Origin of the sequence: Streptomyces sp. NPDC020379 (assembly GCF_044387105.1) — a bacterium.
Classification (GTDB): Bacteria; Actinomycetota; Actinomycetes; order Streptomycetales; family Streptomycetaceae; genus Streptomyces.
Map to the genome: position 1 here is coordinate 137,365 of NZ_JBIRVR010000018.1, position 21,535 is coordinate 158,899.

Genomic DNA, 21,535 nt, shown 5'->3' on the forward strand with positions numbered 1-21,535 from the left:
GGCCGGCGGGGCGGGAGGAGCCCGGTCACGGGGAGGGGGGAAGCGAGCGCGCCCCCTCCCCGTACCGCTCCCGCAGCAGGGCCTCCACGCGCACCCGTAAGCTCCGCACCCTGTCCAGCTGGCCGCCCTCCCGGTGCATCGCCGCGTCGATCGCCAGCAACTCCTCGGGCGGCACGGCCCCCACGTAGGTGCGGAGCTCGGTGAGATCCAGCCGCCGGTTGAAGTCGTGCACGGCGTCCCGCCAGTGGTGGAGCAGGGCGATCAGCGCGTCGTGACCCGGCTCGGAGAACACCCCGGACACCAGCGCGGCGTCGGTCGCGGACTGCACCAGCCGGGGATAGACGCGGGCCTTGGGCGCCTCGGGGTCCAGGGGCGCGAAGCCCTCGCCGTCGAGCAGTTCGGTGTTCTTCACCAGTTCGCCGGCGAGGGCGTAGAGCGCCTGCGCGCGCCGCTCCCGGGCGGCGGCCCGCCGCTCCGCGTACACCCCGGTGATGGCCGCGACCAGCGCGAGCCCGGAGGTGGCCGGCTCGAAGTGGCTGCCCTGGCCCCGGGCGACACACACCCACCAGACGCAGATGCCGAGCGCGGTCACCAGGCAGGCGATGGTGGCGGCAGCGAAGAACTGCCGGCTGAGCCGGCTGACGATACCCATCAGGTGTCCTATCGAGCATCCCAGGAGGGGCCGGAACAAAGGGCTTTCAGCCTGCCGTGGTCGCCGGGCCGCTTCAGTCGCCGAACGGATTGGGCCCGGTGGCCCGCCCGGGCCGGGGCGCGTCACCGGACTGGAGCAGCAGCAGCGCCATTCCGAACGCGGGCCGGTCGAAGGCGGTGTGCCCGGTCTCGTGCGTCTCGCCCACCTTGGCCAGCCGCGCGTCCACCAGCATCTTCTCCAGGCCGCTCAGGGTGTACTTCCGGCTGAGGAGCAGCCGGATGGTGTCCTGGTCGGGGAAGGGCACGGTGCTGCGGTCGGGCAGCGTCAGCTCCAGCGTCGCCCCTGTGCGGTTGTGGTAGACCACCTTGATCAGCAGCGCCCGGTCGTCCTCGACGAGCCCCTCGTACGTGATGCTGTTGAGGTCGATCTGGAGGTCCGTGTACTGCATCAGCGCGCTGGTGACGAACTCCCGGAAGCGCGGGCTGTTCTCGTACTCCTGGGCGGCCGCGCGGGCCGCGGGCTCGTCCTGCCCGGCCGTGCTCGCGACCTCCAGCAGGAAGCGGTCCTGCGGGCGCAGCAGCTTCTCGCCGAGCAGCGCCAGCAGTTGGGTGTCGCTGTCGAAATTGGCGAGTGTGTTGCCCAGCAGTGAATAGACCACCGGTTCCTCGCCCACCGTGCGGCGGATCAGCGTGCTCAGGCGGTCGAGATTCGCGGGCAGGGAGAAATCCAGCTGCACGGGCAGCACATCGGCCACCGGCACATGCAGGTGCTGGAGCGCCTCGCGCTGCGCGAGGCGCAGCATCTCGGCGCTCACGTCCACCGGGATGTAACAGCCGCACCGGCCGCGGCCGTCGAGCGACCGCAGCAGGGCCTGGTCCTTCTGGCCCGTGCCGGGACCGAGGCTCACATAGTGCAGGGGACCCTCCGGCAGCAGCTCACCCATGCCGCGCCAGCGGCGGCTGAAGGAGGCGATGCTCTCGCGCATCACCGGGTAGTACAGGTCGTTGCACGCGTGGGCCCAGGCCACGGTCGACTCCAGGCCCCAGTAGGAGAAGCCGGAGGTGATCAGCTTGCCGGAGCCCGAGCCGTCCGGGCGGCGCCGCAGACCCGCGGTCACCTGGGCCAGCTTGCCCGACTGCTCCTCGCCGACCAGGCAGACGGTCCACCCGCTGTCCCGGAGGACTTCCGGAATGCGGTGCACCGCCTGCTCGCGCTCCACCATCGTGCCGCCCCCATTCGACCCGGCCGCCCCGACCGGCGGCGTACGCCCGTCAACTGCCGAACCTACCCGGCAGTTGACGATCAGGGGAAGCGGGGGCGGCGGGCCCGGCGCACCGGACGGGCCGAACTGCTGGGCACGGACACCACACCATGGCGCTGCCGCCACACCTGCCGCGTGACCCACACATCCAGCACCGCCCATGTCGCCGCCACCACGCTCGCCAGGACACACAGCAGCGCGGGCAGCGCGAGCCACGAACCGGCCAGCGCGAACAGCGCGGCGATCATCGCCTCCACCAGCGTCACCGCGCCGATCAAGGCCGCGCGCACCGCTGCCGTGCGCACCGGATCCGGCATCCGCGGCCGGCGCGCCGGCTCCTCGACCCACAGCGGGCGGCTCCGGTGCGACGGGATGTCGCGATTCGGGTCCATGACCGCTCACCTCCCCCAGTGGCCGCCCTTGTGGGGCTGCTGCCAAAAGACGCTCACCAGAGGGACCGAACGGGATCAAAAGGAGAGGGGCCGGGCATAACGCCACCCGAACCGCCCCCCGTGCTGACACCGGTCCCCGCATGAAGAGCGAACGACGGTGCCCAAAGGTTCCCATGGGGAGGGCAATCCAGCCAGGCCGAAAAGTCCTGGAATCACCGGACAACAAGGGACCCACCGCCGCCACACCCGCGGTTCGGCCCCCGCACTGGCCTTCGAGACCCGTACCACGCAGTAGTAGGCTCACGCCGCATTGTTGTCGGAACACCACCCCGGGGCGCCGGGATTGACGTTGGGGAGGCCATGCGCTTTCGCGGGAAGTCGATCCGCCGGAAGATCGTGGCGCTGCTGCTCGTGCCGATGGTGTCGCTGACCGCCCTCTGGGCCTTCGCCACCGTGATCACCGGCAGCGAGGCGGCCCAGCTGCTCACCGTCGCCGACGTCATGCGCAAGGTCGGCTACCCCGCGGAGGACATGGTCCGCGCCCTCCAGCAGGAACGCCGCCAGACCCTCGTCCACCTCGCCGACCCCCGCCGCTCCGACGCCCTCGCCGACCTGCGCGCACGGCAGCGCACCACCGACAAGGCCGTCGCCGCCCTGCGCTCCGGCGCCGACGGCGACGTCCGCGGCGAACTGACCTCCCAGGCCGCGGCCCGCTTCACCGCCATCGAGAAGAGCCTCGGCGACCTCGACAGCGTGCGCCGCAGGGCCGAGGACGACACCATCAGCCGGCACGGCGCCTTCCTCGCGTACAACGAACTTGTCGAGCCCTACTACGCGTTCCTCAGCACCCTCAGCGCCCTCCAGGACGCCGAGCTCGACAAGCAGGGCCGCGCGCTCGTGGGCATCGCCCGCGCCCGCGAGGCCCTCTCCCGCGAGGACGCCCTCCTCGCCTCCGCGCTCACCGCCGGCGGCATGAGCCGCCAGGACCTGCGCGCCTTCTCCGACCGCGTCGCCGAACGCCAGGTCCTCTACAGCACCAGCCTCGCCGTCATGCCGCTCGCGGACCAGAAGATCTACGAGGACTACTGGCGTGGCAGCACCGCCGAGACCCTGCGCTCCACCGAGGACGCCGTCGTCCTCGCGGGCGCGGACCGCGCCCCGCACGCCGTCGACCCCCAGCGCTGGAACTCCGCCGCCGGGACGGTCCTCGACGAGCTCGGCCGGATGGGCACCCAGGCCATCGACCGCTACGCGGACCGCGTCCAGCCCGCCGCCACCGTCGTCCTCGTCAGGGCCGCGGCCGCGGGCGTCCTCGGGCTCGCCGCCCTCGTCTGCTCGCTCGTCATCTCCCTCAAGGTCGGCCGCGGCCTGGTCCGGGACCTGCGCGCCCTGCGCAAGGAGGCACACGAGGCGTCGGGCGTCCGGCTGCCCGCCGTGATGCGCCGCCTCGCCGCGGGCGAACAGATCGACGTGGAGGCCGAGGTGCCCCGCCGCGACTTCGGCCCCGACGAACTCGGCCAGGTCGGCCAGGCGCTCAACACCCTCCAGCGCGCCGCCGTCGAAGCGGCCGTCAAACAGGCCGACATGCGCCGCGGCGTCTCCGACGTCTTCGTCAACCTCGCCCGCCGCAGCCAGGTGCTGCTGCACCGCCAGCTGACCCTGCTCGACGCCATGGAGCGCCGCACCGAGGACACCGGCGAACTCGCCGACCTCTTCCGCCTCGACCACCTGACCACCCGCATGCGCCGCCACGCCGAGGGCCTCGTCATCCTCTCGGGCGCCGCCCCCGCCCGGCAGTGGCGCAGGCCGGTGCCCCTGATGGACGTCGTACGGGCCGCGGTCGCCGAGGTCGAGGCGTACGAACGCGTCGAGGTGCGCCGCCTGCCCCGCCTCGCCGTGCACGGCCCGGCCGTCGGCGACCTCACCCACCTCCTCGCCGAACTCCTGGAGAACGCCACCGTCTTCTCCCCGCCGCACACCGGCGTCCAGGTGCTGGGGGAGCGGGTCCCCAACGGCTTCACGATCGAGATCCACGACCGCGGACTCGGCATGGCACCGGACCTCATGCTCGAAGCCAACCTCCGGCTCGCCGAGACCCCCGAGTTCGAGCTGTCCGACACCGACCGCCTCGGCCTGTTCGTCGTGAGCAGGCTCGCCCGTCGCCACGGCGTGAAGGTCTCGCTCCAGCCCTCCCCGTACGGCGGCACCACCGCGGTCGTCCTCGTCCCCCTCGCGCTGCTCACCGCCGCGGGCAAGGGCGCGGCACCGGACGACGAGGACACCGGGGCGCGGGAGCTGCCGAAGGACCGGCCGACGACGCCCCTGTCGCCGCTCTCGGCGCTCGCCGCGCCCGGCCCCGCCCCGCTGCCCGGACGGCACCGGCACGCCACGGCCGAACCGGAGCTTCCGCTCTGCCCGTTCGACACTGGGCCCGACGACGGCGAGGCACAGCACCACCTGGCGGGCGACGGACCGCAGCCGCTGCCCCGCCGCAGACCCCCCGCCCTGAGCACCGGCGGCAGCGGCCCGGACGCCGACGACGAGCGCACCCCGACCGGCGGGCTGCCCCGGCGCGTACGCCAGGCCAGCCTCGCCCCACAGCTGCGGAACGACCCCGTCCGCTGGCCGCGGGACGCCCCCTCGCACGGCGCCGCCGCGGAAGCGGAGCGCGACGCCGAGGAGGTACGGGCCCGCATGGCGGCCCTCCAGCGCGGCTGGCAGCGCGGGCGGGAGGATCATGGAACCGGCACGAGAACCACAGCACCAGGAACCACACACGAGGGGGACGGTCCATGACCGCACCGAAGGCCGCGATACGCACCACCGGGACCGACGGCACACCGCCCGGCGCGCACGAGCGGCGGCCGGCAGCCACCGGCGACCTGAACTGGCTGCTCGACGACCTGGTCGAGCGCGTCGGCACCGTGCGCAAGGCGCTGGTGCTCTCCGGCGACGGCCTGCCCACCGGCAAGTCCCAGGGGCTCTCCCGCGAGGACGCCGAGCACCTCGCCGCCGTCTCCTCCGGCTTCCACAGCCTGGCCAAGGGCGTGGGCCGGCACTTCGACGCCGGCCAGGTCCGCCAGACCGTCGTCGAGCTCGACAACGCCTTCCTGTTCGTCACCGCCGCCGGCGACGGCAGCTGCCTCGCCGTGCTCGCCGACGCCGACTCCGACATCGGCCTGGTCGCCTATGAGATGACGCTGCTCGTCAAGCGCGTGGGCGCGCACCTGGCCACGGCTCCGCGGACCGGCGTGGCCGCCGACGGGTGACGGCCGGCATGACCGGGGACGACGGCCACCGCACCGCCGCGGACGCACACGCCGCGGTGCGGTGGTACGACGACGCGGCGGGCCCGGTGGTCCGCCCGTACGCCATGACCCGCGGCCGGACCCGCGGCGCGGACGGCGGCGAACTCGACCTCATCGCGGTGGTCATCGCCGACGAGTCCCTGGCCGGGCCGTCCGGCGCGGCGCAGGCCGTCGCGGACCGGACGCTCTCGCCCGAGCACCTCGACATCGTCGAACTCTCGCGCACGCGCCCGCAGTCCGTCGCGGAGCTGGCCGCCGGACTCGACCTGCCGGTCGGTGTGCTGCGGGTGCTCGTCGGTGACCTGCTGGAGGCGGGATTCGTCCGGGTCACCCGCCCGGTACCACCGGCGGAGCTCCCCGACGAGACCGTCCTCAGGGACGTCATCGAGGCCCTCCGCACGCTGTGACGGCCCGGCCGCCGCACACCGTGCGGCGGCCGGGGACGCCGGGACGCAGGCGAAGGCGGCGGGCGCGCCGTCCATCGGGGGAGCCCAAAAAACTTGTCGTGATCACGACCGATGCGGAACGATCACCCCCGAAGGAGGCCGCCATGACGCCCGCCCGCACCGCCACCGCCCCGCTCGCCCTCAAGCTGCTCGTCGCCGGCGGCTTCGGCGCCGGCAAGACCACCATGGTCGGCGCGGTCAGCGAGATCCGGCCCCTGCGCACGGAGGAGGCGCTCACGGAGGCCGGGCGCCCGGTCGACGACCTCACGGGAGTCGAGGCCAAGCACACCACCACCGTCGCCATGGACTTCGGCCGGATCACCCTCCGCGAGGACCTGGTCCTCTACCTCTTCGGCACACCCGGCCAGGACCGCTTCTGGTTCCTGTGGGCCGAGCTCGCCCAGGGCGCCCTGGGCGCCGTCGTCCTCGCCGACACCCGCCGCCTCGCCGACTGCTTCGCGGCCGTCGACTACTTCGAACGGCGCGGCATCGCCTTCACCCTCGCCGTCAACTGCTTCGACGGCGCCGACCGCTATCCCGAGAGCGACGTGCGCGAGGCGCTCGACCTCGACCCGGGCGTGCCGGTGGTCATGTGCGACGCCCGCGAGCGCGAGTCCGTGAAGCACGTCCTGATCTCCGTCGTCGAACACGCCATCGCCACCGGCGTCACGGAATGAGACGCTCCGCGCTGTTCGAGGCCCACCTGGCCCTTGAGGGTGCCGTCGACGGAACGTCCATGCCGGCGTTGTCGCTGTGCGGGCGTGGGGAGAGGGCGCGGTCGGCCCCGTGCGCGGATCAGGACCACAGTGGCGAGGACAGCGGCTTGCCCGTCTCGAGATAGGTCTTGAGGTTGGACAGCACCGCCGTCCACCCGCCGGCGGCCTGGCGGCGCTCGGCCTCGTCGCGCAGGTTCTCGTGGGTGACGGTGAGCTGGACGACGGTGTCGCCGAGCGGCTTGAGGTCGAAGGTGACCGTGGAGGGACCGTTCGGGCGGTCTTCGCCGGGGACGGCCCAGGTGATGACGAGGCGCTTGGCCGGGACGGCTTCGACGATGGCGCCCGCCACATCGGCGACGCCGGAGCCGTCGGTGCGGCGGTGTTCCCAGGCGGAACCCGGCTGCCAGTCCGAGACGTTGCTGTGGCCCCAGTAGGCGGCGGTCATCCCGGGGTCGGTCAGGGCTTCCCAGACCTTGTCCGGGGTGGCTTCGATGTAGGTGGTGTAGACGAACTGCGGCTTGGCGGACATGGCGTGCTCGGCTTTCTGTTTCAGTGCGCTCAGAGCCCGCAGGCGCGGGCGTTCGAACTTGTCGATCCACCGCTCCTGGATCTCGTGGAGCGGTACGGGGTTGAGGTAGTGGAGTTTCTCCCGGCCTCTTCTGACCGTGCTGACGAGGTTCGCGGCCTCCAGCAGGCCCAGGTGCTGGGTGGCCGCCTGGCGGGACATCGCCAGGCCGTCGCACAGCTCGCTGAGAGTCTGGCCGTTGTTCTCGCGCAGCCGGTCCAGCAGGCGCCGGCGGGTCGCATCGGACAGAGCCTTGAAGACCCTGTCCATCTCATCGCTCACACCCACCATCATGCAAGCATTTACCTGCATGTCAACCCGGGAGTCGTCCAGCCCAGCCCAGCACCTCCAGGGAAAGGGCCGCTGACCTGGGGAAACATTTCCTTCTCAAGCTGCCGCGCAGCTGACCTCATCACCCTGCACGGATGCCCCGGCATCGGACTTGATCATCTAGGCACCCTCCCCCTGGGCACCCTCGTCGAGCCACCCGAAGCTGCGCTCCACGGCCCTGCGCCAGCGCCCGTACTCGCCCTCCCGCTCCGCCGCGTCCATCCGGGGCGTCCACCGCGCGTCCTGCCGCCAGTGCGCCCGCAGTTCGTCCAGGCCGCCCCACACACCGGTGGCGAGCCCGGCGGCGTACGCGGCGCCCAGGCACGTCGTCTCGGCGACCACGGGCCGGATCACCGGCACCCCCAGCACATCGGCCTGGTGCTGCATCAGCAGGCAGTTGGCCGTCATGCCGCCGTCCACCTTGAGCGAGGTGATCGGCACCCCGGAGTCCTGGAACATCGCGTCCACGACCTCACGGGTCTGCCAGCTGGTGGCCTCCAGCACCGCCCGCGCCAGGTGCGCCTTGGTGACGTAGCGGGTCAGCCCGGTGATGACACCACGGGCGTCGGAGCGCCAGTGCGGGGCGTACAGCCCGGAGAAGGCGGGCACGACGTACGCGCCGCCGTTGTCCCGCACGCTCGCCGCCAGCGGCTCGATCTCGTCGGCGGAGCGGATGAGGCCCAGCTGGTCGCGGAACCACTGCACCAGCGCGCCGGTGACCGCTATCGACCCCTCCAGGCAATAGACGGGCGCCTCCCCGCCGAGCTGATAACCGACCGTTGTCAGCAGCCCGTTCTTCGACGGCACCGGCCGCTCGCCCGTGTTGAGCAGCAGGAAACTGCCCGTACCGTACGTGTTCTTGGCCTCGCCCACCTCGTAGCAGGTCTGCCCGAACAGCGCCGCCTGCTGATCACCCAGCGCCGACGCGACCGGCACCCCGGCCAGCGGACCCACCGCCCTCCCGTACACCTCGGCCGAGGACCGGATCTCCGGCAGCACCGCCTCCGGGATGCCCAGCTCGGCCAGGATCGCCGGATCCCACTGAAGGGTGCCGAGATCCATCAGCAGGGTGCGCCCCGCGTTCGTCACATCGGTGACGTGTGCCCCGCCGTCCGTGCCGCCGGTCAGATTCCAGATCAGCCAGGAGTCGACGGTGCCGAACGCGATCTCCCCGTTCTCCGCCCGCCGCCGCAGTCCCGGCACATGCTCCAGCAGCCAGGCCACCTTGGGCCCGGAGAAATAGCTGGCCAGCGGCAGCCCGGTCGTCTCCCGGAAGCGGTCGGGCCCGTCCGCGCCGCCCAGGTCGTGGCAGAGCGCGGCCGTCCGGGTGTCCTGCCAGACGAGGGCGTTGTGCACCGGCTTGCCCGTCGAACGGTCCCAGAGGACCGTCGTCTCCCGCTGGTTGGTGATGCCCAGCGCGCTCAGCTCCTCCGCCCGCAGACCCGCCGCCGCGAGCGCGCCCGCGACCACGGCACGCACCTTCGCCCAGATCTCGGCCGCGTCGTGCTCCACCCAGCCCGGCCGGGGAAAGATCTGCCGGTGCTCACGCCGGTCCACGGCCACGACCGACCCGTCCCGGTCGAAGACGATGCAGCGGCTGGAGGTGGTGCCCTGGTCGATCGCGGCGACGTACGAGCCCGTCATGGCGTCTCCTCGGAGGACTGCGCTGGCCCACACTGCTCGAACGGGCAGTGTTCACCTGGCGTACGGGAGCGTCAAGCGCCGCCGTCACCCCACGGGGAAGTCGAAATAGGTGTCAGGGAACGGCTCCCCGCGGAGCGTGTAGTGCCACCACTCCTCCGGCAGATTGACGAAACCGGCCCGCTCCATCGTGGATTTCAACAGCAGCCGGTGATCGCGCCGCGCACCACCGACCCTGGGATCCAGCGTGTGGGCGAGGGTGTCGAAGCAGTCGAACCCCGTCCCCATGTCGACGGAGTTGTCGGGGAACCTGCGCTCCTGCGGCGCGTAACAGGGCACCAGCCGTTCACCCGGGCGGTACGGACGCGTCGGCCGGGCGGGCAGCCGCACCAGCGTCAGGTCCATCGTGCTGCCCCTGCTGTGCCCGGACTTCGCGGCGATGTAACCGTCGTCAAAAAGCCGCGACTTGTCCACCCGGGGATAGAACTCCCCCTTCATCCGCTCGTCCGCGAGATCCTTCGCCCAGGCCACGAAGTCGTCGACCGCACGCTGCGGCCGGTAGCAGTCGTACACCTTGAGGCTGTAACCCCGCGGCAGCAGGGCGCGCTGCGCCCGGTGCAGCGCCTGGGCGGCCTGGCGGGTCAGGAGGCACACGGGGCGCCGGTAGCCGTCGACACGGTGGCTGGTGAAGTTGTGCGCGGTGGCGTACCGCACCTCCTGGAGGATCGTCGGATCGACGTCGGACAGTGCCACGAAACCGGCGGGCGGTCCGGCCTCCACCGGCCGGGCGCGCGCGGCGGGGGCGGCGGAGAGCGCCAAGAGGCCGGCCAGAGGGAGGGCGAGGGCGCGCAGCGCCGCGGAGAATCTCGACATGACGTTCCAGGTAGCAGAGCGCGGGCGCGCGCGGAAGGGCCCCTGGGGCATCCGCCCGCTGCGCACCCCGCCGCCGTGAGCCGATCGGGAGCGCGGGAGCGTACGCGAAGGCCGAGGGACCGTGCGCGTACGGGAAGGCCGGGGGACCGTGCGCGCACGGGATGGCCGAGGGGCCGGGAGCGCGGGGGAAGGCCGGGCGACCGCGCGGCCCGGAAAGCCCCTTACGGCGCCTCCGGCGCCGAACTCCGGTCCCGGGAACGGGCGGGCCGGGGGAGAGCGCCGCCCGTCTCACCCCGCACCCGCACCGGATAGCCCACATCCTCCGCCCCCTCCCGCTCCACCTCGACCACACCGTCGCGCAGCCGCGTCGTGAAGCGCACGACCGACGGCGCGGCCCACCCCGTGCCCGTGTCCGGCACGAGCACCCCGCCGCCCGTACGACCGGCCGCCGGCGCCCACACCTCCAGCTCCACCCCACCGTCCGCCCCGGTCACCGGGATCACCGAACCCGCCCGCGCCAGCACCGGGACGCGCGACAGGGGAGCGTCCAGCAGCACCTGCCCCGGCCCCTCGTGCGCCTGTCCCGTCGCCGTGTCGTACCACCGCCCGCGCGGCAGCCGCACCGCCCGCCGGTCGGTGCCCTGCTCCAGCACCGGCGCCACCAGCAGCGAATCACCCAGCAGGAACGCGTCCTCGCAGTCACGCAGGGCACGGTCCTCCGGTGAACGCCACCACACCGGCCGCACATACGGCGCGCCCGTGCGCTGGGCCAGGTGCGCGAGCGTCACGAAATACGGCAACAGCCGCATCCGCTCCCGCAGCGCCGCACCCGCGTGCTCCAGCACCTCCGTCCCGAACTCCCACGGCTCCCGGCGGCCCGCGTCGTGCGCCGCGTGCGTACGGAACAGCGGCAGATACGCGCCCAGCTGGAACCAGCGCAGGAAGAGCTCCGGCGACGGATGACCGGTGAAACCGCCGACGTCCGGGCCCGAATACGGCACTCCGCACAGCCCCAGCCCCAGGACCAGCGCCAGTGACGCGCGCAGCCCCGGCCAGCCCGTCGCCACATCACCGGACCACGTGCCGCCGTAGCGCTGCATGCCCGCCCAGCCCGACCGGGAGAACAGGAACGGACGCTCCTCCGGCCGCAGTCCGCGCAGCCCCTCGTAACCCGCGCGCGCCATGGTCAGCCCGTACACATTGTGCGCCGCCCGGTGGTCACCTCCCCGCCCCTCCAGCGAGTGCCGGGCGGAACGCGGCAGCGACGGATCGCCGAACGCCGCGAACGACACCGGCTCGTTCATGTCGTGCCACACCCCGGAGAAGCCCTGCGCCAGCCGCTCCGCGTACAGCCCGCCCCACCACTCGCGCACCCCGGGATCGGTGAAGTCGGGGAAGACGGACTCACCGGGCCACACCTCGCCGCGCACCTCCCGCCCGCGCGCGTCCCGCACGAACGCACCGGCCGCCGTGCCGCTGTCGTACACCGCGACCCCCGGCCGGGCCCGCACGGCGGGATCCACGATGGACACCAGCCGCACCCCCTGCTCCCGCAACTCGGCCGCCAGACCGGGCAGATCGGGGAACCGCTGCCGGTCCACCGTGAAGACGCGATGCCCCTGATAGTGATCGATGTCCAGGTGCACCGCGGACAGCGGCAGCCCGCGCTCCCGGTACCCCGCGACGACCCTGCGCACCTCCCGCTCACTGCCGAACCCCCAGCGCGCGTGCTGCGGGCCGAGCGCCCAGGCCGGCGGCAGGGCCGGGGACCCCGTCAGCGAGGACCAGGTGTGCAGCACGCGCGCGGGCGTGCCCACCACCACCCAGGAGCGCAGCGGACCGCCCTCCATCCGCACCTCGCAGCTCCCCGGCCGGTCGTGACCCGACCCCGCGCCCTCCTCGCCCTCGCGCAACGTCACCCGGCCGTCCCAGGTGTTGTCGTGGAAGGCCAGATGCGTACCCGCGTCCGCGACCACCAACTGCACGGGCATCGTGATGTACAGCGGATCGTCACCGGGCTCGAAGGCGCCGCCGGGGTCGGTGTTCCACAGGCGGTACGCGCCGTCCCGCAGCCGGGGCCCCGCCGCCCTGCCCCCCAGACCGAAGAACCGCGCGTCGGCCGCCACTTCCGACCGCTGCGTCCACCGCGCCTCCACCGGCTCCCGGGCCGCCGCATCCACCGGTTCCCACCACCGCGGCGGCAGATCGCGCCGCAGCACCACCCCGCCCGGCGTCCGCACCTCCACCGCGCCGTGGCGCCCCACCACCACCAGGACCCGCTCGGACACCACCCGCCAGCCGCCGTCGGTGTCCGGCTCCAGCACCGCGCGCTCGTCCGCCTCCGGCACCTGTCCCGCCAAGGCGTACGACGGCTCCGGCTCCGCGCCGTCCCAGCCGCAGAACACCGCGCCGCCCACGGCCACCCGCACCCGCAGCGACGACCGCGCGAACCGCACCACCCCGCCGCCCGGCAGCGGCTCGGCCCCCTGCACGGCCCCCGGCACCCGTGCCCGCTCCGCGCCCCGCCGGGGCAGACCCGCCGCGTCCGCCCACCGCCTGCGCCAGGCCCACCGCAGGGACCGCAGGCCCCGTGCCGTCCCGACCGTATTCACTAACCGCCGCAGATCACGCGCATCCATGCTGCTCAGCCTGCCACCGCCGCCCTCGGGGCGGCGCTCCGTTCAACACTCGTTCACCCCCGGGGGATCCACCGGACACCAGTGGGTCCGCTCACGGGTTATCCACAGGGCTGGTGCCCGAGTCGATCACATGGCATCGTCCTGCTCAGCCGCGTCACGCACGGCACCCAGACGGCGTGCGCGGCGACGCCCACGACGCGTACAGCCGGGAGCAGCCACGATGACCACCGCACCGCAGCCCGCCGACCGACCGGAGCCCCTCTGGAGCCCCGGCGAGGACCGCGTCGCCCGCGCACAGGTCACCCGCTTCCACCGCTGGGCCGCCGAGCACCACGGCGCGCCCGCCCCCGCCCCGGGCGACCCCGCCGCGAGCTATGCCGCCCTGCACCGCTGGTCGGTGGCGGAGCTGGAGCGCTTCTGGCAGGCCGTCACCGAGTGGTGCGACGTGCGCTTCTCCAGCCCGTACGAGAGGGTCCTCGCCGATCCCGCGATGCCCGGCGCCGTATGGTTCCCCGGCGCCACGCTCAACTACGCCGAGCACGCGCTGCGCACCGCCGAGGACCCCGCCCGCGCCCATGAGCCGGCCCTGCTGCACACCGACGAGACACACGACCCGAGCCCGGTGACCTGGGCCGAGCTGCGCGCCCAGGTGGGCTCGCTGGCCGCCGAGCTCCGCCGGCTCGGGGTCCGTCCCGGTGACCGCGTCAGCGCGTATGTGCCCAACATCCCGCAGGCCGTCGTCGCCCTGCTCGCCACCGCGGCCGTCGGCGGCGTCTGGACCTCCTGCGCCCCCGACTTCGGGGCCCGCAGCGTCCTCGACCGCTTCCAGCAGGTGGAGCCGGTCGTGCTGTTCACCGTCGACGGCTATCACTACGGCGGCAAGCGCCACGACCGGGCCGGCACCGTCACCGAGCTGCGGGCGGGGCTGCCCACGGTGCGCGCCGTGGTGCACATCCCGCTGCTGGGCACCCCGGCTCCGGAGGGAGCGCTGGAGTGGGACGCCCTCACCTCCGGCACGGTGGAGCCCGTTTTCGAGCAGGTCCCCTTCGACCACCCGCTGTGGGTGCTCTATTCGTCGGGCACCACCGGTCTGCCCAAGGCCATCGTGCAGTCCCAGGGCGGCATCCTCGTCGAGCACGTCAAGCAGCTCGCCCTGCACTGCGACCTGGGCCCGGGCGACCGCTTCTTCTGGTACACCTCCACCGGCTGGATGATGTGGAACTTCCTCGTCTCCGGCCTCCTGGTGGGCGCCACCGTCGTGCTCTACGACGGCAGCCCCGGCCACCCCGACACCGCCGCCCAGTGGCGCGTCGCCGAGCGCACCGGAGCCACGCTCTTCGGCACCTCCGCCGCCTATGTGATGGCCTGCCGCAAGGCCGACGTCCACCCGGGCCGCACCTTCGACCTCTCCCGCGTCAGATGCGTGGCCACCACGGGCTCACCGCTGCCCCCCGACGGCTTCCGCTGGCTCCACGACGAGGTCGCCGCCGACATGTGGATCGCCTCCGTCAGCGGCGGCACGGACGTGTGCAGCTGCTTCGCCGGCGCCGTGCCCACCCTCCCGGTGCACATCGGCGAGCTCCAGGCCCCCTGCCTCGGCACGGACCTCCAGGCGTGGGACGCGCACGGCGAGCCCGTCGTCGACGAGGTCGGCGAGCTGATCGTCGCGGCCCCCATGCCGTCCATGCCGGTCCGCTTCTGGAACGACCCCGACGGCAGCCGCTACCGCGACAGCTATTTCGAGATGTTCCCCGGCGTCTGGCGGCACGGCGACTGGATCACCCTCACCTCGCGCGGCAGCGTCGTCATCCACGGCCGCTCCGACTCCACCCTCAACCGCCAGGGCGTCCGCATGGGCTCCTCGGACATCTACGAGGCCGTCGAGCGGCTCCCCGAGATCCGCGAATCCCTCGTCATCGGCGTCGAACGGCCCGACGGCGGCTATTGGATGCCGCTCTTCGTCCACCTCGCACCCGGCGCCACGCTGGACGAGGAACTCCTCGGCCGCATCAAGCGCACCATCCGTGAGCAGCTCTCACCGCGTCACGTCCCCGATGAGGTCATCGAGGTCACGGGCATCCCGCACACGCTCACCGGCAAGCGGATAGAGGTCCCCGTCAAGCGCCTTCTCCAGGGCACGCCCCTGGAGAAGGCGGTCAACCCCGGCTCGGTCGACAACGTCGCGCTGCTGCACTTCTACGAGAAGCTGGGCCGCGAGCGGGCGTGACGGGCGGATCCGCTCCCTCCTGACCGCCGGCCACGGAAGGGGTGGGCGGGGAAACCCGCCCACCCGCCTCACCCGCCGTACGTCGCCTGCCGTTCCCCCAGCGCCGCCGCGAAGTCCGCCGCGAACCGCCCGGCTTCCGACGGGGGCAGCTCCGCCGCGGTGACCCGCACCCCCGGCCCGGCCGCCAGCCGGAAGCGCGCCCCCGCGGCCACCCACCATCCCGACGACCGCAGCCCGTTGACCACCGCCGCCTCGTCCCGCACCGGCACCCAGACGTTCAGGCCGCTCGCTCCGTGCGCCGCGATCCCGTGCCGCGCCAGCTCGTCCAGCAGCGTCCGCCGCCGCAGCGTGTAGGCGGCGTTCGCCTGTCGTACGAGATCCTGGGCGGCGGGGTCCGTCAGCAGGCTCACCACCGTCTCCTGCAAGGCGTGACTCACCCAGCCCGACGTCAGCAGCAGCCGCCCGTCGTGCCGGGCCAAGGTGACCGCGTCGCACGCCATCGCCGCCCACCGCAGGTCCGTCCCCAGGTATTTGGTGACCGTGCGGACCTGAGCCCAGCGCGTCAGGCCGCCCGCGGTGAGGCTGTGCAGCGGCACCCCAGCGATCTCCGCCGCGTGGTCGTTCTCGATCACCAGCACGTCCGGTGCCTCCGCGAGCACCTCGACGAGGGCGTCCCGCCGCTGTGCCGAGAAGCACCCGCCGTACGGATTCTGCGACCGCGGACCGCAGATCACCGCCCGTACACCCGCGCGCACCGCGGCCCGTAGCGCGTCGGGGCGGATGCCCTCGTCGTCCACCGCGACCGGCACGGACCGCAGCCCGAGGGCCGACACGAGGTCCAGCAGGTGGTGGTAGCCGGGATCCTCCATCGCCACCGCGTCCCCCGGCCGCAGCTCGACGGAGAGCAGCCGGGCCACGCAGTCCAGCGCGCTGTGCGCGAAGGTGACATCGCCACTGGGCACGCCGTCGCGTTCGTACCACGCGCGCGTCAGTTCCTCCAGACGCGGCAGCCGGGGCGAGGCGCGGTGCGAACGCGCGCCCGGCGACACCCACACGGACGGCGCCGCGTCGGGCAGGAACACCGGATCCGGATGGCCGCCGGCCAGGTCACGCAGGCCCGCCGGGACCTTCGGCGGGCGCCGCGAGGCGACCGCCGGGGCCTCGGCCACCACCGTGCCGCCGCGTCCGCGGGTGAGGACGATGCCGCGCCCGCGCAACTCCTTGTAGCTGGCCGCGACCGTGCCCGGACTCACCCCCAGCCGTTCCGCCAGCGCCCGGACGGGCGGCAGGGCGCTGCCCGGGGGCAACGACCCGTCCGCGACGCCCCGTTCGACGGAGGCGGAAATCTCCTTGGCGTTCGTACCCCTGATCTCATATTGTGTTGCCACAGATCTAACTATGTATCAATACAATTGCTCGGTCAAGGGGGAACACATGCGGATACCGGGGGGACCGGACGGCCGCCGGATGATGGCGGTCACCTTCGCCGACAAGGCGGGCTCGGGGCTCTGGGGGGCCACCTCCGCCCTCTACTTCACCTTCGTCGCGGGGCTCGACGCCGCCGAGATCGGCCTCCTCGTCGGTCTGTCGGGCGCCATCGGCATAGCGGGCCCTCCGCTCGGCGGCCTCCTGGCCGACCGTGTACCACTGCGCTCCCTGCTGACCGTCGTCCAAGCCGTACGCGCCCTCGCCTCACTCGGCCTCCTCGCCACCACCGACCTGCGCCTCCTGCTCGCCATCGCGACCGTCGGCAGCCTCGGCGACCGGACCTCCGCCGTCCTGACCAAGCTGTACGCGACCCGCGTCGCGGGGGAGGAGCGCAGCCGCTACCAGGCCATCAACCGCACCGTCTCCAACACCGGATGGGCCGTCGGCGGCCTCGTCGCGGCCGGCGCGCTCACCCTGGGCACCACCACCGTCTACAGCTGGCTGCTCACCGGCGACGCCCTCTCCTTCGTCCTCTGCGCGCTCCTCACCCTCCGCTGCGCCGAACCGCCAATCCCCTCCGCCCCACCGGCCCGGGAGGCCATGACCGACGCGGAAACCGCACCCGCCCCGATAAGCCCCAACAACCCCTGGCGCGACCGCCGTTACCTCGCTTACACCGCCAGCGAGACCCTGCTCTTCCTCGACGACTCCGTCTTCAAGATCGGCCTCCCGCTGTGGACCGTGACCGCCACCACCGCACCGCACCAGGCCGTACCACTCCTCCTCGTCCTCAACAACCTGCTCGTGGTCTGCTTCCAGGTCCCCCTCGCCCGCTTCGGCAACACCCCGCGCGCCGCACGCGCCACCCTCCTCCCACTGGGCGCGGCCTTCCTCGCCGGGGGCGCCGCCCTCGCCGCCTCCGTCGTCGCGACACCCTGGCTCGCCATCCTCGCCCTCACCCTTGCCGCGACCGCCTTCACCGTTGCCGAGATGCTGCACGCCACCGTCTCCTGGGAACTGTCCGTAGCCCTCGCCCCACCCACCGCCCAAGGCGCCTACCTCGGCGTCCACGGCCTCGCCCAAGCCGCCCAGCGCAGCGTCGGCCCCCTGGCCATGACCTGCGCCATCGCCACCGGACCGGCCGGCTGGCTCGGCCTCGGCGCCGCTCTCGCCGCCGTCTGCCACGCTCAGCGTCACCTGGTGCGCGACCGCGGCACAACGGCGTTGTCAGTGCCACCGGTTACGGTGAGTGAGCATTGATCGTCCGCGCTGAGGGGGAACCATGGCGAACACCAGGAACGGCGGCAACCGACGACCGGCGACGCGGCGCGCACTGCGCCGAGAAGTGCCCAGCACGGTGGCCGTGCTGGCAGACGAGCAGGACTTCGCCGCCATGAGGCGGTACGGATCCTTCCTGTTCGACGACCACGCGACGTATCTGCGGCAGATGGAGGGGCTGCTGCGGTCACTCGCCGCCCAGGGCACGCACACCACCGTGACCCTCTTCGACCCCGTCGACTACGAGGAGTTCTGCGCGGACGCCCGCCTCGACCCCGACACCCCGGCCAGCCGCACCCGCTATACGGCGGAGGTCGCGGCGGCGGGCACCAGCGTCACCTATGAGGGCCAGCCGATCGGCAGACTCCTGCCCCAGCTCGTCAACGAGGCCGAGCAGCAGGCCACATGGGAGTACGCCTCGTCACTGCTCACCCGCGGTGACTGCGCCTCCTGCGGGGAGGACATCGGCCGGGCCGCCTTCGCCCGCGCCACCCAGGCCCTGCGGCAGCTCATCGCGGCGGCCGGCCCCGGCGCGCACCACCTCGTGTGCAGCGTCCCCGCCGAAGGCGCCACCCCGCTCGTCGCCGTCCTCCACGCGGAGCACGGCGACGACGGCGAACTACGCCTCGGGGAAGCCGCCGCCCTCGTGTTCTGCACGGTCCTGGGAGCGGGCATCGCCACGGAGCGGCCCGGCGGAGTCGTCCTGCGCACCGCCGCGCCCGGCCGCCGCGACACCGTCCGGGGCTGGAGCCTGCGCGACGGCTGGCTCAGGCCGCTCAGCGAGGCGGAGGTCTTCGCCGCCTACTGCACCGACGCCCGGACCGGCGAACCGGTGCCGCCCGAGCCCGGCGTCGACTACCGCGCGGGCCTGCGTCTCACCGAGCCCACGGAAGGAGACGGGCGCCCCACGGCCTGAAACGCGAAAGGTGCCCCGCCGACCCGGCGGGGCACCTCCCACATCTGACGACGCGTCACCACGTCACCGGCTCACTCGCCGGACAGCACCGCCTGCGCGGCCACACGGGCCTCCTCGGCGGAGTCCGTCGCACGGGCGGCGGCAGCGGCACGCTCGCACTGCGCGAGCGTGTGCTTGGCCAGGGTCGCGCGCACATAAGGAATGGAGGCGGCGCCCATGGACAGGCTGGTCACACCCAGACCGGTCAGCACACAGGCCAGCAGCGGGTCGGCCGCGGCCTCACCACAGACACCGCAGCTCTTGCCCTCGGCCTTCGCGGCCTCGGCGGAGGCCGCGACCAGGTCGAGCAGCGCCGGCTGCCAGGGATCCTGGAGCCGCGACACCGCACCGACCTGCCGGTCGGCGGCGAAGGTGTACTGCGCCAGGTCGTTGGTGCCCAGCGACAGGAACTCGACCTCCTGCAGGATCGAGCGGGCCCGCAGCGCGGCGGAGGGAATCTCCACCATCGCGCCGAACTTGGCCCGCAGCCCCGCCTCACGGCACGCGTCGGCGAAGGCCTTCGCGTCCGCGCGGTCCGCCACCATCGGGGCCATGACCTCGAGATAGACGGGCAGCCCCTCGGCGGCCTTGGCCAGCGCGGTGAGCTGCGTCCGCAGCACCTCGGGGTGGTCCAGCAGCGTGCGCAGACCACGCACACCCAGGGCGGGGTTCGGCTCGTCGGCCGGCGTCAGGAAGTCGAGCGGCTTGTCCGCGCCCGCGTCCAGCACCCGCACGACCACGCGGCCCTCGGGGAACGCCTCCAGGACCTTGCGGTACGCCTCGACCTGCTTGGCCTCGGAAGGCGCCTTCTGGCTGTCGTCCAGGAAGAGGAACTCGGTACGGAACAGGCCCACGCCCTCCGCACCCGCCTCGACCGCGGCCGGCACATCGGCCGGACCGCCGACGTTCGCCAGCAGCGGCACCTTGTGCCCGTCGGACGTCGCACCCGGGCCGGACGAAGCGGCCAGCGCGGCCTTCCGCGCCTCGGCGGCCTTCGTCAGCTCCGCGCGCTTCTCGTCGCTCGGCTCCACGAAGACGTCACCCGTGCTGCCGTCCACGGCCACGACCGTGCCCTCGGCCAGCTCACCGGCGCCCGGCAGGGCGACGACCGCGGGCACGCCCAGCGCCCGGGCCAGGATGGCGCTGTGGCTGGTCGGCCCGCCCTCCTCGGTCACGAAGCCGAGCACCAGGGTCGGGTCGAGCAGCGCGGTGTCGGCGGGTGCGAGGTCCCGCGCGATCAGCACATACGGCTCGTCACTGTCGGGCACGCCCGGCATCGGAACGCCCAGCAGGCGCGCGACGATACGGTTCCGCACGTCGTCGAGGTCGGCCACCCGGCCGGCCAGGTACTCACCCGCGTTGGCGAGCAGCGCGCGGTAGGCGGCGAAGGCGTCGTAGACCGCGCGTTCGGCGGTGCTGCCGACGGTGATGCGCCGCTCGACATCCGCCATGAGCTCCGGGTCCTGCGCCATCATGGCCTGGGCCTCGAGCACGTGCTGGGCCTCGCCACCGGCCAGGTTGCCGCGCGCGATGAGGTCGGCGGCGACAGCTTCCACGGCCTGGCGGGCGCGGCCCTGTTCGCGCGGCGCCTCGTCCGTCGGGATCTGCTTCGCCGGCGGCTCCAGCACCGCCGTGCCCATGTGCCGCACCTCGCCGATCGCCACACCGTGGCTCACGCCGACGCCTCGCAGCGTTGTCTCCATTTCACCCGTCTCCGTTGATGCGGCGGCTCGACCGCCGCGGTGGATGTCGTACGTGCCGTCCCTGTCTGTCCTCAGGGACGGGGCCGGCTACTGCCAGCTGAAGAGCTGGTCGCCCGCCTTGACGTCGCCGTCCTCGCGCACATCGCCGAGCGAGTCGGCCGTGGCCTCGAGCGCGACGACCGGGCAGATCGGCGACTTGCCGGCCGCTTCGACGGCGACCGGGTTCCAACGCACGACCTCCTGGCCGCGCGTGACCGTGTCGCCCTTGTTGACGAGCAGCTCGAAGCCCTCGCCGTTGAGCTGCACGGTGTCGATGCCGAGGTGCGTCAGCACGCCGTGCCCCTCGGCGTCGACGACGACGAACGCGTGGGGGTGGAGCGAGACGATGACGCCGTCAACGGGCGAGACCGCGGCCGAAGGCTCACGCACGGGGTCGATAGCGGTACCGGGTCCCACCATCGCGCCGGAGAAGACCGGATCGGGCACTGCCGCGAGTCCGATGGCGCGTCCGGCAAGAGGGGACGTCACGGTGGTCATGGGAAGCCTCCCAGGGGTGAAGATTCATCACACGCCGTCACTGCCTGTCCTGGACGGCGCGCTGGCCAGAAGCGTATGTCATAGGAACTGCTGATTCCGCACGCGTGAGGGCCACCCGGCGCAGCCACCGAGGCCCCTCCTATGCGCGGGCGACGGTCCCGGAATCGATTTGCCTCGCCCCGCCGGGAGCTGTACTGTCGGATCCCTGCCCACGACCGAGGCCCGCAGTCAACTGCTGGCAAGGCGAGGGGCGGCACCTATCGGATATGATCCTTTTCCCGGATCCGCTTCTGTGTGCCCGTGTGTCCATTGTGGCCACGGAAACGAGCGGTAAGGGAGCGGAAAAACTCCTGATAGAGTGGTGGAACACCGAAGGGAAGCGCCCGGAGGGCCCGGAAACGGGGCCAAAGGAAGCGTCCGTTCCTTGAGAACTCAACAGCGTGCCAAAAGTCAACGCCAGACTATAAAATACCCCGTCCCTGGCCTTCATGGCCGGGACGCGGTTCCTTTGAAAGTCCTGCTGGTCCTTCGGGGCTGACAGGCAACAACACAGCGAGGACGCTGTGCACGGCCGGGCTTATTCC

Annotated in this window: 16 protein-coding genes and 1 pseudogene; 7 read left to right on the plus strand and 10 right to left on the minus strand. The window is 72.9% G+C overall.

Annotation, left to right across the window (positions count from 1 at the left end; translation table 11 throughout):
- Positions 1-25: 25 nt before the first annotated feature.
- The 3 genes and pseudogenes from ACH427_RS23170 to ACH427_RS23180 all read right to left on the minus strand — a co-directional run.
- Positions 26-652, minus strand: a complete 627-nt coding sequence (locus ACH427_RS23170; RefSeq protein WP_398872014.1) for a hypothetical protein — start codon at positions 650-652, stop codon at positions 26-28.
- 73 nt (positions 653-725) lie between these two features.
- On the minus strand, positions 726-1,874 hold the full coding sequence (locus ACH427_RS23175; protein ID WP_398872016.1) for an L-histidine N(alpha)-methyltransferase: 1,149 nt from the start codon (positions 1,872-1,874) through the stop codon (positions 726-728).
- A 95-nt stretch (positions 1,875-1,969) separates the two neighbouring features.
- Positions 1,970-2,305, minus strand: a pseudogene (locus ACH427_RS23180) (hypothetical protein); the annotation flags it as partial.
- 360 nt (positions 2,306-2,665) lie between these two features.
- Between ACH427_RS23180 and ACH427_RS23185 the strand changes: the two are divergent.
- From ACH427_RS23185 to ACH427_RS23200, 4 genes are all read left to right on the plus strand, one after another.
- Positions 2,666-5,101 carry a nitrate- and nitrite sensing domain-containing protein gene (locus tag ACH427_RS23185; protein ID WP_398872018.1) on the plus strand — a complete coding sequence of 812 codons (2,436 nt, stop codon included), beginning with the start codon at positions 2,666-2,668 and terminating at the stop codon, positions 5,099-5,101.
- A complete protein-coding gene (locus ACH427_RS23190) occupies positions 5,098-5,574 on the plus strand; it encodes a roadblock/LC7 domain-containing protein (RefSeq protein ID WP_398872020.1) in 477 nt (158 codons plus the stop codon). The genes ACH427_RS23185 and ACH427_RS23190 overlap by 4 nt, the downstream gene beginning before the upstream one ends.
- Positions 5,575-5,582: 8 nt before the next feature.
- On the plus strand, positions 5,583-6,020 hold the full coding sequence (locus tag ACH427_RS23195; RefSeq protein ID WP_398872022.1) for a DUF742 domain-containing protein: 438 nt from the start codon (positions 5,583-5,585) through the stop codon (positions 6,018-6,020).
- 143 nt (positions 6,021-6,163) lie between these two features.
- Complete coding sequence (locus tag ACH427_RS23200) at positions 6,164-6,736, plus strand: GTP-binding protein (RefSeq protein WP_398872024.1); 573 nt, start codon at positions 6,164-6,166, stop codon at positions 6,734-6,736.
- 118 nt (positions 6,737-6,854) lie between these two features.
- On the opposite strand, the gene ACH427_RS23205 is transcribed toward ACH427_RS23200, so the two are convergent.
- The 4 genes from ACH427_RS23205 to ACH427_RS23220 all read right to left on the minus strand — a co-directional run bounded on the left by ACH427_RS23205 (position 6,855) and on the right by ACH427_RS23220 (position 12,823).
- The gene (locus tag ACH427_RS23205; protein ID WP_398872057.1) at positions 6,855-7,610 is read right to left on the minus strand and encodes an ArsR/SmtB family transcription factor; all 756 of its coding nucleotides are present in this window, start codon (positions 7,608-7,610) and stop codon (positions 6,855-6,857) included.
- Between the two features lie 180 nt (positions 7,611-7,790).
- Positions 7,791-9,314 carry a glycerol kinase GlpK gene (glpK, locus tag ACH427_RS23210; RefSeq protein ID WP_398872026.1) on the minus strand — a complete coding sequence of 508 codons (1,524 nt, stop codon included), beginning with the start codon at positions 9,312-9,314 and terminating at the stop codon, positions 7,791-7,793.
- A gap of 84 nt (positions 9,315-9,398) precedes the next feature.
- The gene (locus ACH427_RS23215) at positions 9,399-10,184 is read right to left on the minus strand and encodes a M15 family metallopeptidase (protein WP_398872027.1); all 786 of its coding nucleotides are present in this window, start codon (positions 10,182-10,184) and stop codon (positions 9,399-9,401) included.
- Positions 10,185-10,405: 221 nt separating this feature from the next.
- On the minus strand, positions 10,406-12,823 hold the full coding sequence (locus tag ACH427_RS23220; protein ID WP_398872029.1) for a glycoside hydrolase family 31 protein: 2,418 nt from the start codon (positions 12,821-12,823) through the stop codon (positions 10,406-10,408).
- Positions 12,824-13,043: 220 nt separating this feature from the next.
- On the opposite strand from ACH427_RS23220, the gene ACH427_RS23225 reads away from it, so the two are divergent.
- Positions 13,044-15,050, plus strand: a complete 2,007-nt coding sequence (locus ACH427_RS23225; RefSeq protein ID WP_398872031.1) for an acetoacetate--CoA ligase — start codon at positions 13,044-13,046, stop codon at positions 15,048-15,050.
- Between the two features lie 68 nt (positions 15,051-15,118).
- On the opposite strand, the gene ACH427_RS23230 is transcribed toward ACH427_RS23225, so the two are convergent.
- On the minus strand, positions 15,119-16,438 hold the full coding sequence (locus ACH427_RS23230; protein WP_398872033.1) for an aminotransferase class I/II-fold pyridoxal phosphate-dependent enzyme: 1,320 nt from the start codon (positions 16,436-16,438) through the stop codon (positions 15,119-15,121).
- A 46-nt stretch (positions 16,439-16,484) separates the two neighbouring features.
- Here ACH427_RS23230 and ACH427_RS23235 point away from each other — a divergent pair, with 46 nt between their 5' ends.
- Positions 16,485-17,738, plus strand: a complete 1,254-nt coding sequence (locus ACH427_RS23235) for an MFS transporter (RefSeq protein ID WP_398872035.1) — start codon at positions 16,485-16,487, stop codon at positions 17,736-17,738.
- 22 nt (positions 17,739-17,760) lie between these two features.
- Positions 17,761-18,672 (plus strand): hypothetical protein, encoded by a 912-nt coding sequence (locus ACH427_RS23240; protein ID WP_398872037.1) that lies wholly within the window; start codon positions 17,761-17,763, stop codon positions 18,670-18,672.
- Positions 18,673-18,743: 71 nt separating this feature from the next.
- On the opposite strand, the gene ptsP is transcribed toward ACH427_RS23240, so the two are convergent.
- Complete coding sequence (gene ptsP / locus ACH427_RS23245) at positions 18,744-20,414, minus strand: phosphoenolpyruvate--protein phosphotransferase (protein WP_398872039.1); 1,671 nt, start codon at positions 20,412-20,414, stop codon at positions 18,744-18,746.
- Between the two features lie 87 nt (positions 20,415-20,501).
- On the minus strand, positions 20,502-20,951 hold the full coding sequence (locus ACH427_RS23250) for a PTS glucose transporter subunit IIA (protein ID WP_398872041.1): 450 nt from the start codon (positions 20,949-20,951) through the stop codon (positions 20,502-20,504).
- Positions 20,952-21,535: the final 584 nt, after the last annotated feature.